We start from the raw sequence: 11536 nt of genomic DNA, 5'->3' as shown, positions 1-11536 counted from the left end.
TCCCGCCTTGACAACACGTCACCGGCCGTCAACACAATCCAGCTTCGGGGTGCACCCCCAACGCAACACGCCCCGCGAGGCCCGAGAACCCGCACGCCCCACGCAACACGCCCCGCGAGGCCCGAACCCGCCCCCCCAACGCAACACGCCCCGCGAGGCCCGAACCCGCCCCCACCGCAACACGCCCCGCGAGGACCCAAAGCCCACCTCACCGAGCCATCCCCAACACAAACTCCCGAAACACCCCCACAGCCCGACTAACCGGCTCCCCCCTCCGCCAAGCCAACCCGATCGTCCTCCCCACCGGCGGCTCGATCTGCACCTCCGCCACCCCCGCCGGCGCCCCGGGCTCGAAATGCGGCAACAACGCCACCCCCAACCCGGCCGCCACCAACCCCCGCACGGTGTCCGACTCCTGCCCCTCGAACGCGATCTTCGGCGAAAACCCCGCCGCCGCACACAACTCGTCCGTGATCCGCCTCAGCCCATACCCGGGCTCCAGCAACACGAACTCCTCATCCGCCAGCTCCTCCATCCGCACCCCACTGCGCCCAGCCAACCGATGCCCCGAAGGCACCGACAACAAAATCGGCTGCGTGGACAACACCGCCGTCTCGAACACCACATCCTCAGGAACCGGCGCCAGCAACGCCAAATCCAGCTCGCCACCGGCAAGCCGATCCACCATCTCCTGCCGCGACCCCTGCACCAACGTGAACCGCGCCCCCGGCACCTGCGCCCGGTACCCCCGCAGCAAAGACGGCACCAACGACCTCCCCAGCAGGTGCAGGAACCCCAGCACCACCCGCCCGCTCTCCGGCTCGATCTCCTCCCGAGCCAGCCGCGCTCCCGCGTCGACGGAAGCCAGCGCCCGCTCGGAAGCCTCCGCCAACAACTCCGCCGCCCGCGTCAGCCGGATTCCCCGCCCATCCGACACCGTCAACGGCGCCCCCAGCGACTCCCCGAGGGCCGTGAGCCGGCGGCTCACCGTGGGCTGCGGCACACCCAGTAGCTCGGCCGCGCGTGTGACGTTCCTCGTGCTCCGCAGGGTCGCGAGGAGCAGCAGGTGGGGCGCGAGCTGGGAAGTCAGGTCTTCATGCGTCACGGTATGGATTATCGCGCATAACCGTATTGGACGTATTGGTTAGCTCTCCTTACTTTCGGCAGACGTGACCACTACAGCCAGTACCACAGTTCGGGTCAAGGTCGCCGTCGCCGCTGCCGGGTTCACGTCGTTCGCGCTGCTCTACGCGCCGCAGCCGGTACTGCCGCAGCTCGCGCAGCAGTACCACCTCGACCCCGGTGGCGCGTCGCTCGCGGTGAGCGTGGCGACGGGGGCGCTGGCGATCTCGGTGCTGCCCATCGCGGCACTGTCCGAAGTGGTCGGGCGCCGGTCGGTGATCATCGCGTCGGTGGTGATCTCGGCGGTGCTGGGGCTGCTGCTGCCGCTCGTGCCGTCGTACTCGGTGATGCTGGTGCTGCGCGCTGTCCAGGGCGTGGCGATCGCGGGGTTCCCCGGCGTCGCCACGGCGTACCTCGTCGAGCGGCTCGGCAAGGTCGGCGTCGCGGCGGCGGTGGGCGCGATGATCGCCGGCAACTCCATCGGCGGCATGACCGGCCGCCTCGCGACGGGCTTCACCGCGGGCCCGCTGGGCTGGCGCGGCGCGCTGTACGTCGTGGCCGGCATCTCGCTGGTCTGCGCGATCGTCACCGTCGTCGCGCTGCCGCGCGGCCGGCAGCACCAGGAAGACCGCCAATCCCTGCGTGACGTCGGCATCGGCCTGCTCCACGCCGTGCGCAAACCCGTGCTCCTGGCCCAGTACGCCGTCGCGCTGCTGGCCATGGGCTCGTTCGTCGCGCTCTACAACGCCGCCGGCTTCCGCCTCACCGGTGAGCTGCACCTCTCGCCGGCCATCGCGTCACTCGTCTTCCTCGCCTACGCGCTGGGCTCGGTCTCCTCGGCGACGGCCAACCAGCTGGCGACGAGGATCGGCCGCCGCCGCGCGATCATCGGCGCGCTGCTGCTCATGGCCGTCGGTGCGGCGCTCACCATCCCGGACTCCGTGGCGATGGTCGCCGTCGGTTTTGTGGTGCTGACCTGCTCGTTCTTCGCGGCTCACGCCATCGCCAACAGCTGGGCCGCCGCCGAGGCACCCGAGAACGCCCGCGGCCAGACCGGCGGCTGCTACACGCTCATGTACTACCTCGGCAGCAGCGTCGGCGGCGCGGTCGGCGCGGTGATCTACGGCGAAGCCGGCTGGGCCTGGCTCATCGCCGCCGTGGCCGTGTGGCTCCTGCTCGCCGCGGCCGCCGTCGGCGTGGGCACCACGGTCCACGTCCGCACCCGCGAGCTGGCGCACACGTAAGACCTCAGCCGACCGCCGCCACCAGCAGCCCGCCACCGACCGGCAACAGGGCCGGGACCAGGCGTTCGTCCTCCCGCATCGCCCGCGCGACCTCGCGCAGGGCGAGCGTCTCCGGGTCTCGCCGCGACGGGTCGGCGACGCGGCCGCCGGCCAGCACGTTGTGGAAGGCGATGATCCCGCCGCGGCGCAGCAGCGAGACGCCCTTCTCATAGTAGTTGGGGAACTCGAGGCGCGTCGCGTCGACGAACACCAGGTCGTAGCCGCCGGGCGTGAGCCGGGGGAGCACGTCGAGGGCGCGGCCGACGATCAGCCGCGTGCGGCCGGGTGCGATGCCGGCTTCGAGGAACGTCTTGCGCGCCGCGCGCTGGTACTCCGGCTCGAGGTCGATCGACGTCAGCACGCCGTCGGGGGCCATCCCGCGCAGCAGGTGCAGGCCGCTCACCCCGACCCCCGTGCCGACCTCCACCACGGCCCGCGCGCCGAGCGTCGCGGCGAGGAAACGCAAGGTCGCGCCCGCCCCCGACGCCAGCGGGGCGCAGCCCAGGTCGGCCGCGCGCGCCCGCGCTGCGGCCAGTACGTCGTCGTCGGGAAGGTACCCGTCGACGTACTCGGCGCCGACCGGCTCGGCCGCCGAGGCCGCATGCGTCCCGGAACTCACGCGCGAAGGTTAGCGTTGCTTGTCGATAAATCAGCGAAGGCTCCCTGGTAAGCCCGCCGAAATAACTTCTCAGCCTGCTCTCAGTCCCGTCTCACTAGAACCATAAGGAGACCCGACAAACTCAATCTCGACCGCGCGGGAACACCGTGCCCGAGAGCAGCGTTGGCTGAGCAGAAGAGGAGAGTCGCAGATGGAGGTGCCTGCTCCCCTGATGCAGACCGCTGACAAGTCGGAACCCGAGCCGGTGACCGTGGACTCGGGCGAGGCCACCTGGACGCCCCCGTCCTGGGACGAGGTCGTGCGCGAACACGCCGACCGCGTCTACCGCCTGGCCTACCGCCTCACCGGTAACACGCACGACGCCGAGGACCTCACGCAGGAGACGTTCATCCGCGTCTTCCGCTCGCTCGCGTCGTACAAGCCGGGCACCTTCGAGGGCTGGCTCCACCGCATCACCACGAACCTGTTCCTCGACATGGCCCGCCGCCGCTCGCGCGTGCGCATGGAGGGGCTGCCGGACGACACCGACCGCATCGTCGGCGACGACCCGAGCCCCGAGCAGGTCTACACCGACACGCACCTCGACCCCGACTTGCAGGAGGCGCTCGACGAGCTGCCCCCGGAGTTCCGGGCCGCCGTGGTGCTCTGCGACGTCGAAGGCCTCTCGTACGAGGAGATCGGCGCCACGCTGGGTGTCAAGCTCGGCACCGTTCGCAGCCGCATCCACCGCGGCCGGCAGGCGCTGCGTGCGTCGCTGGAGCGCCGCCGTGCGCTCCGGGACGAGTCTGTGAAGGTGCCGGTATGACCGCTGCGCGAGGGTGGGGTCTCCCCGAGTCGCACCTGCTTCCCGATGTCGTGGTCGCGCTGGTCGACGGCGAGCTGTCGCTCGGCGCGCAGGACCGCGCGTCGGCCCACATCGCCCGTTGCCCGGGGTGCGCTGCCGAGGTCGCCGCCCAGCGGCAGGCCGTCGCGGCTGTGAAGCGCGCCGGCGAGCCGTCGATGTCGGCCGCGTTCCTCGCGAGCCTGCGGTCGATCCCGGACCACACCGAGCTGCCCGGCACTCCCGACAACCTGGCGATGACGGCCGACGGCCAGCTCGTCGCCATCCAGCGCCCGGACCGGGTCGCGGGCCTGCGTGACGCGGGGGTCCTCGGAGGTACTGCCCCGTTGGGCTCGTCCACGCCGCTCGGGCACTCGTCCCACGTGCTCGGCGGCGGCCGTTTTACCCTCACCCGTAAGCGCGCCGCACAAGGCGCGGGCGTTGTCGTCTCCGGGCTGGTGCTGAGCGCGCTGGCCCTGGTCGGCACGACCGCCGACAGCGGCGAAGGCGCCCCGGACACCGGCGGTGTGCCGCAGCCCAACGCGAACCTGCTGCCCGCGCAAATGGCCGTACCCCGCTCCGAGCCGACGCTGCCGCCCCCGACGTCGCCGACGGCCACGCCGGTCGTCGACCGGCTGACTCCGGTTCCGGCTCGCTGAGCCACCCGCACCGCTTCTCCAGGGGGAGGTAGCGGTGCGGGGCAACAGCTCATGAGGCCGGTGTGTTCGGCCACTGCCCCGGTTGGCTGAGCGCTCGCCGCGTTCCAGCGCGCAGAGCCAGCGCGCGGCCGGCCATCTGCCGCCGACTGCCACGCGGCTGGTCGCGTGGCCGGCCCGAATGTGCTCGGCGAACGGCCCCGACCACCGAGGCAGATCGTGTGGTGCGGCTCGGGCCAACAGCCATTTCACCGTCGTCTGGGCAGACTCGGACGTCGAGGCTTGGGTATCGTCACGCCCAGCCACCTGATCTCAGCCCCGGGGAATGATGACCGAGCAGCCGAACGCGAACTCCGCCCAGCCGCCTGCCGCGGGCGACGACCGGCTGGGACCCCGGCCGCTCGACCGCCCCGCCGTGGACCCGGCGCAGGAAGCGGTGTTCGGCCGGCCGCGCGGTGTCGACGGCGCGTTCGACAAGCTCTACACACCCGCCCCCAACGGCAAGGGCAACCTCGACCTCGCCCCGCCCACACCGGAGTCGCTCGCGGAGGCGTTCCGCCGCCCGCCGGGTGCCGAAGGCGTGGTGCTGGAGCGCCCGCGCGAGGCGACCGGCGAGCAGGCCGCGCCCGAAGATCCCCTGTGGACGGACCCGCGCGACCCGTGGCGTGATCCCGCGGCCGGCGCCGTGCTGGCCGGCCCGGCGATGCCCGCGGAAGACGAAGAGAAGCCCCGCAAACGCCCGTCCGGCGCGCTGCTGAGCCTGCCCGAGGTGCTGTTCGGCCGCCGCGTGCAGCCGAAGGCCCTGGCGCTGCTCGGTGTGGTCGCGCTGCTCGTGGGCGCGGTCGGCGGGCTCGTCGGCTGGTGGATCGCCGACACGGGCTCGGCGCTCACCGGCAGCGCCACGATCTCCGAGGCCGAAGCGGCAAAGGAACGCCCGCCGGGGTCGATCGCCGACATCGCGAAGCGCGTCTCGCCCGCGGTCGTGTCGCTCGAGGTCTTCAAGCCCGGCGCCGACTCCGGTGAGCAGGGCTCGGGCGTGATGATCGACCCGCAGGGCTACATCCTCACCAACGAGCACGTGGTCACCACCGCCGTCGCCGACTCGACCGTGAAGATCACCGCGATCTTCAACGACGGCACGCGCACCGAGGCCAAGATCGTCGGCTCCGACCAGAAGACCGACCTCGCCGTGGTGAAGGTCAACGTGACCAACCCCGTGGTGATGCAGATCGGCAAGTCGTCCGACCTGCAGGTGGGCGACGCCGTGATCGCCGTCGGTTCGCCGCTGGCCCTGCAGAACTCCGTGACGTCGGGCATCGTCAGCGCGCTCGACCGGCCGATCACGGCCGGCGGCGACAGCGGCGAGCCGCCCGTGACCTACGAGGCCATCCAGACCGACGCCGCCATCAACCACGGCAACTCCGGTGGCGCGCTCGTCGACTCCACCGGCGCGCTCGTGGGCATCAACTCGTCGATCCGCTCGTCGAGTGCCGACGGCGGCAGCATCGGCATCGGTTTCGCCATCCCGAGCGACTACGCGATGAAGATCGCGAAGGCGCTGATCAAGGACGGCAAGGTCGTCCACGCGGACATCGGCATCAACGCCTCCTCCACGGTCGCCGGCTCGGCCACGATGGGCGCGCAGGTGAAGAACGTCGAGCCCAACGGCCCCGCGGCCGCGGCCGGTATCAAGGAGGGCGACGTGATCACGAAGATCGGCGACCGCCTGGTACGCGACTCCGCGGAGCTGACCGTGGCTGTCCGCAACCACGACGTCGGTGAGGTCGTGCCGGTCCAGCTCGCGCGCGCCGGCGCGGTGCTGGTTGTCGACGTGACGCTCGGATCCGACTGATCGACGTCACATCGTCTTAAGCCCCGCTTCGTCCTTCGGGCCTGCCGGAACACGGGGCGGCCCGGGTACTCTGACCGGGGAAGCACCGAGCGGAGGTTCACGGGTGTTCGACAGTGTCGGATGGGGCGAGATCCTCGTGCTCATCGTCGCCGGTCTCTTCATCCTCGGCCCGGAGCGCCTTCCGGAAGCCGCGTCGTGGATGGCGAAGAGCGTGCGCAAGGTTCGCGAGTTCGCCAACGGTGCGCGCGCGCAGCTGCGCGAGGAGATGGGGCCGGAGTTCGACCAGCTTCGCAAGCCGCTGGAAGACCTGCGCGGGCTCCGCAACTTCGACCCCAAGCGGGTCGTGACCCAGCACTTGTTCGACGGGGACGCGGATCCGTTGGGGCTCAACAGCTTCAACTCCACGAACGGTTCGAACGGGACGAACGGGTCCAACGGTTCCCACGCCGTGAAGCCGCAGAGCGCCACGCCTCAGGCCGAACCGCTCAAGCCGGGCGAGCGGCCCCCGGTCGACCCCGACGCCACCTGAGCGCCGGGTCCGTCCGCTTGCGACCGGTCCGGGTGTGACCTCGGCCGGACCTCGCGACGTCGGGCGAGGGCCGACTTGCGGCGGTCGGAACGGGCGAGTTGGCTGTGGCGGGCTGCCGGTGTCGCGGCCGGCCCGACGTGACCCGACCTCTCGCACGACGAAACGAACTTCCTGGGTAGCCTCGGGCAAACCGCCCATAACGACCCTGGAGGTCTCTGACATGTCACGCCGTGCGGGCGCCCTGGCCGCAATCATCGCCGCAGCGGGTGTCCTGGCCGCCGGGTGCACCGCGGACGACGAGCCCAGCACCCAGCCGCCGGCCACTTACACGTCGGTGCCGGCGCCCGCGACGACCGGCGGGCCGTTCGGCTCGCCGTCCCCGAGCAGCACGCTGAACGCCCCGGCCGGAGACCAGACCTACGTGAAGCGCGGCGCCCAGACCGGCGTGCCCGACGTCGACGTCCTCATCACGCTCGACTGGGCCAAGGGCAAGATCAACCCGCCCGCCGGCACCGTCGACGTGCAGGTCGGCGACCGCGTCCGGGTCGTGCTCACCTCGGACCAGCAGGTCGACGTGAACGTCGACGGCCACCCCGAAGCCGCCACCGCCGTCGGCCCCGGCGACTCCGCGAACGTCGACTGGGCCGTCACGCAGCCCGGCGCCACCGCGGTGACGCTGGGCGCCGACAAGACCATCCTGACGACCGTCCGCGCCTCCTAGGCCTCCTAGGCGCCGACGAACCCCTCAGCGGCCGGCGGGGCTGACGTTCAGCATCATCCCCGCCAGGCCACGGGCCCGGACGGTGAGCTTCTTCGCCGCTTCCTTGAGCACCAGCGACGCCGGCGCGTCCGGCTCCGCCAGCACGATCGGCGTGCCCTCGTCGCCCTGCTCACGCAGGCGCGGGTCGAGCGGCACCTGGCCCAGCAGCGGCACCTGCGAGCCCACGGACTTCGACAGCGAGTCGGCCACGGCCTGGCCACCGCCGGAGCCGAAGATCTCCATGCGCTCGCCCGAAGGCGTCTCCAGCCACGACATGTTCTCGATCACGCCGGCCACGCGCTGACGCGTCTGCATCGCGATCGCCCCCGCGCGCTCGGCCACCTCGGCGGCGGCCTGCTGCGGCGTGGTGACCACGAGGATCTCCGCGTTCGGGACCAGTTGCGCGACGGAGATCGCGATGTCGCCGGTGCCCGGCGGCAGGTCCAGCAGCAGGATGTCGAGGTCGCCCCAGAACACATCGGCGAGGAACTGCTGCAACGCGCGGTGCAGCATCGGGCCGCGCCACACCACCGGCGCGTTGCCCGGCGTGAACATGCCGATCGAGATCACCTTCACGCCGTGCGACTGCGGCGGCATGATCATCGTCTCGACCTTGGTCGGCTTCTCGCGCGCGCCCAGCATGCGGGGGATCGAGTGGCCGTAGATGTCCGCGTCGACGACACCGACGGACAGGCCGCGCTCGGCCATCGCGACGGCCAGGTTCACGGTGACCGAAGACTTTCCGACCCCGCCCTTGCCCGAAGCCACGCAGTAAACGCGGGTCATCGAACCCGGCTGCGCGAACGGGATCACCGGCTCGGCGGAGTCACCGCGCAGCGACTTGCGCAGCTCCGTGCGCTGCTCGTCGCTCATCACGTCGAGCTCGACCCGCACGTCGGCGACGCCGGGGAGCTTCTTGACGGCCTTGGTGGTGTCCTCGGTCAGCGTCGCCTTGAGCGGGCAGCCCGCCACGGTGAGGTAGATGCCGACGGCGACCACGCCGTCTTCGCCGACCACGACGTCCTTGACCATGCCGAGGTCGGTGATCGGCTTTTTGATTTCGGGGTCGTACACGTCCTTCAGCGCGGTGCGGACGTCTTCGACGCTGGGGAACTGCTGTGTACTCGTCACCAGACCCATGTTACGTACCGGTCGGCACGTCCGATTTCGCCGCCTGCTTCGGCTTGCGTGATTTCGGTCGTACCGCGAGGTCGTCACGCAGCCGATCGAGCTCGCTGCGCAGGTAGTCGCGGGTGGCGACCTCGCCGACGGCGAGCCGCAGCGCCGCCAGCTCACGCGCCAGGTACTCGGTGTCGGCCTTCGTCTGCGCGGCGCGCGTGCGGTCCTCTTCCAGCGAGACGCGGTCGCGGTCGTCCTGCCGGTTCTGCGCCAGCAGGATGAGCGGCGCGGCGTACGCGGCCTGCGTGGAGAAGGCCAGGTTGAGCAGGATGAACGGGTACGGATCCCAGCGCAGCGACACCGCGACCAGGTTCAGCACGATCCAGACGATGACGATGAGCGTCTGCCAGAACAGGTACTTGCCGGTGCCGAGGAACCGCGCGATGCGCTCGGTGAAGCGGCCGAAGGTGTCCGGGTCGATGTTGAGCCGGAACCGCGCCTGGCTGCGCGGCTGGTCGAGCCGGCGGCCCGAGGAGAGTTCAGGCACGGTCGGCCTCCTGGGTGTGGGCTTCGGCCTGGTCGTGGACCTCGACGGGCACGTCGGCGACGTCGTGCAGGCCGGTTTCGCGCCAGTCGTCGGGCAGCAGGTGGTCGAGCACGTCGTCGACGGTGACGGCGCCCAGCAGGTGCTCCTCGGGGTCGACCACGGGGCCGCATGCGAGGTTGTACGCGGCGAAGTAGCGCGTGACCTCGGCCAGCGAGGCCTCGGGCCGCAGCGCCGTGAGGTCGGTGTCCACGGCGCTCGCCACGAGCTCCGCGGGCGGCTCGCGCAGCAGGCGCTGGAAGTGCACCACGCCCACGAACCGGCCGGTCGGCGTCGCCGTCGGCGGGCGGCACACGAACACCATGCTGGCCAGCGCGGCGGGCAGGTCGGCGTTGCGGATGTGCGCGAGCGCCTCGGCCACGGTCGCGTCGGGCGTGAGCACCACCGGTTCCGGGGTCATCAGACCGCCGGCGGTGTGGGACGAGTAGGCCAGCAGCCGCTTGACCGGCGCCGACTCCTCGGGCTCCATCAGCGCGAGCAGCCGCCTCTGGTCGGCGGGCGCCAGCTCGGCCAGCAGATCGGCGGCGTCGTCCGGGCTCATCGCCTCGAGGACGTCGGCCGCGCGCTCCTCCGACAGGTAGGCCAGCAGCTCCTTCTGGTCGTCCTCGGGCAGCTCTTCGAGCACGTCGGCGAGGCGTTCGTCGTCCATCGCGTCGGCGACCTCGTGGCGGCGTTTGAGCGGCAGGTCGCGCACGGTCGCGGCGATGTCGACGGCCCGCATGGTGTCGAACAGCATCAGCAGCTGCCCGGCGCCTTGCGGCTGTCCGGTGAGGTCGGTGAGGCCGAGCCCGGCGACCTCGTTCCACTGCAGCACGTGCATGGCGGTGCGGCGGCGGGCGATTCCGAGCCGGGTCTGGCGTTCGCGGATGGCGAGCTTCGCGAGCACCCAGTCGCGGGTGCGGGTGGGTTCCATCGCGGCGTCGACCACCGTCACGCGCGTCTCCGTGCCGGCGAGCGACGCGTGCGCGTCGAGCAGCTGCCCGCAGACGAGGACCTCGTTGGGGCGCTGGGTGAAGTGCCGCATGTTCACCGAACCGGTGGCCAGCGTCACAGCCGTCGGCTCGATCGTGGTGACGCGCAGCATCGGCACGAAAACGCGCCGCCGCGTCGCGAGCTCGACCACGAGGCCGAGGATGCGGGGCGGCTGCTGGTCGAGTCGCAGGCCCGCGACGACGTCGCGGACCTTGCCGATCGACTCGCCGTCGGGCCCGAACACCGGCAGACCCGCCAGCCGAGCCACAAAAACCCTGTTCACGGCAGCCATGGGGCAGACACTATCCGCAAGGCGGCCCCTGCGCCCGCGTCGCGCAACCGTGTCTTGCCAGCGTCCTCTCAGCTAGGACTTGCAGGCCCAGGCGGTCATAGCGGGAAGAACCGCGTAGAAGGGCTGCTCGTCGCCGAGACCGGTGAAGTCGCGCAGATCCGACTCGGACCAGAGCCGGTTCTGCACCGCGCGCACGAGCGTCCACGCGCGAGCGCGGTCGGGGTCGAGTCCGGTGGCTCGCAGTTTTTCGTCCACTGTGGATTCGCCGAACCGGTTCCACAGCAAGGAGAACACACCGTACTCGAGGTCGCCGGCGATCGGTTTGGGGTCGATCACGAGCCACGGTTCGCGCCGGGCGGCCAGCACGTTCTCGTAGTGCAGGTCCTCGTTCACGAGCAGCGCGCCCGCGGCGGGGCCGAGGTCGCGGCACACTTCGAGGGCCGCGTCGAGCTCACGGCGGGCGAACGGGCCGCCGAGGTCGTGCCAGCTCTTCGGCAGTTCCTCCAGGAGACGTTCGGCTTCGCTGCTCAACGTCCGCGACAACGCGGGTGGCGCCGGCAACCCCAGCCGGCGGGCGAGCTCGCTCATGATTTCCACGGCTTCGAGCACCGGCTCGGTGTGCAGCGTGCGCGTGTGGTCGAGGCGTTCCAGCAGTTGCACGCTTTCGTCCGGCGCGGACTCCAGCACCAGCACCGCACCCTGACCGGCCCATGTGGACAGTGCGAGCGGCTCGTCGCGGGATTCCTCGTGCGGCCAGCCGAGTTTGAGCACGGCGGGCGTGCCGTCGGCCCGGCGCGCGGGCTGCACGACGCCGACGAACCCGTGCATCGCCTCGCCTTCGAACTCCAGGTCCCATTCGCGGGCGAAGCGGCCGGCGAGATCGGGCAACGACGTCAGCCACGGCAGAC

At 71.3% G+C, this 11536-nt stretch carries 12 protein-coding genes; 6 read left to right on the top strand and 6 right to left on the bottom strand.

Annotated elements, in window-relative coordinates; translation table 11 throughout:
• Positions 1-208 precede the first annotated feature (208 nt).
• On the bottom strand, positions 209-1105 hold the full coding sequence (locus tag AB0383_RS36555; RefSeq protein ID WP_366189726.1) for a LysR family transcriptional regulator: 897 nt from the start codon (positions 1103-1105) through the stop codon (positions 209-211).
• Positions 1106-1169: 64 nt separating this feature from the next.
• Here AB0383_RS36555 and AB0383_RS36550 point away from each other — a divergent pair, with 64 nt between their 5' ends.
• On the top strand, positions 1170-2366 hold the full coding sequence (locus AB0383_RS36550; protein ID WP_366189725.1) for an MFS transporter: 1197 nt from the start codon (positions 1170-1172) through the stop codon (positions 2364-2366).
• A gap of 4 nt (positions 2367-2370) precedes the next feature.
• On the opposite strand, the gene AB0383_RS36545 is transcribed toward AB0383_RS36550, so the two are convergent.
• The gene (locus AB0383_RS36545; protein WP_364186441.1) at positions 2371-3024 is read right to left on the bottom strand and encodes a class I SAM-dependent methyltransferase; all 654 of its coding nucleotides are present in this window, start codon (positions 3022-3024) and stop codon (positions 2371-2373) included.
• Positions 3025-3214: 190 nt separating this feature from the next.
• On the opposite strand from AB0383_RS36545, the gene sigE reads away from it, so the two are divergent.
• The 5 genes from sigE to AB0383_RS36520 all read left to right on the top strand — a co-directional run bounded on the left by sigE (position 3215) and on the right by AB0383_RS36520 (position 7602).
• Entirely contained in the window at positions 3215-3829 is a 615-nt protein-coding gene (gene sigE, locus AB0383_RS36540) for an RNA polymerase sigma factor SigE (RefSeq protein ID WP_364186443.1), read from the top strand.
• Entirely contained in the window at positions 3826-4503 is a 678-nt protein-coding gene (locus AB0383_RS36535; protein ID WP_366189724.1) for a zf-HC2 domain-containing protein, read from the top strand. The genes sigE and AB0383_RS36535 overlap by 4 nt, the downstream gene beginning before the upstream one ends.
• Positions 4504-4828: 325 nt before the next feature.
• A complete protein-coding gene (locus AB0383_RS36530) occupies positions 4829-6352 on the top strand; it encodes a trypsin-like peptidase domain-containing protein (protein ID WP_364186446.1) in 1524 nt (507 codons plus the stop codon).
• A gap of 103 nt (positions 6353-6455) precedes the next feature.
• On the top strand, positions 6456-6881 hold the full coding sequence (gene tatB / locus AB0383_RS36525) for a Sec-independent protein translocase protein TatB (protein WP_364186448.1): 426 nt from the start codon (positions 6456-6458) through the stop codon (positions 6879-6881).
• Positions 6882-7101: 220 nt separating this feature from the next.
• Positions 7102-7602 carry a hypothetical protein gene (locus tag AB0383_RS36520; protein WP_364186450.1) on the top strand — a complete coding sequence of 167 codons (501 nt, stop codon included), beginning with the start codon at positions 7102-7104 and terminating at the stop codon, positions 7600-7602.
• Between the two features lie 24 nt (positions 7603-7626).
• On the opposite strand, the gene AB0383_RS36515 is transcribed toward AB0383_RS36520, so the two are convergent.
• The 4 genes from AB0383_RS36515 to AB0383_RS36500 all read right to left on the bottom strand — a co-directional run bounded on the left by AB0383_RS36515 (position 7627) and on the right by AB0383_RS36500 (position 11534).
• Complete coding sequence (locus AB0383_RS36515; RefSeq protein ID WP_364186452.1) at positions 7627-8772, bottom strand: Mrp/NBP35 family ATP-binding protein; 1146 nt, start codon at positions 8770-8772, stop codon at positions 7627-7629.
• Positions 8773-8782: 10 nt separating this feature from the next.
• The gene (locus AB0383_RS36510) at positions 8783-9307 is read right to left on the bottom strand and encodes a DUF1003 domain-containing protein (protein ID WP_364186454.1); all 525 of its coding nucleotides are present in this window, start codon (positions 9305-9307) and stop codon (positions 8783-8785) included.
• Complete coding sequence (locus AB0383_RS36505; RefSeq protein ID WP_364186456.1) at positions 9300-10628, bottom strand: CBS domain-containing protein; 1329 nt, start codon at positions 10626-10628, stop codon at positions 9300-9302. The genes AB0383_RS36510 and AB0383_RS36505 overlap by 8 nt, the downstream gene beginning before the upstream one ends.
• A gap of 72 nt (positions 10629-10700) precedes the next feature.
• Positions 10701-11534 (bottom strand): aminoglycoside phosphotransferase family protein, encoded by an 834-nt coding sequence (locus tag AB0383_RS36500; RefSeq protein ID WP_364186566.1) that lies wholly within the window; start codon positions 11532-11534, stop codon positions 10701-10703.
• Positions 11535-11536 lie beyond the last annotated feature (2 nt).

Source organism: Amycolatopsis sp. NPDC051373, from assembly GCF_040689465.1.
GTDB lineage: Bacteria > Actinomycetota > Actinomycetes > Mycobacteriales > Pseudonocardiaceae > Amycolatopsis.
Note: the sequence above shows the minus strand (reverse complement) of the source record. Positions and strands in the feature narration are given on the sequence as shown.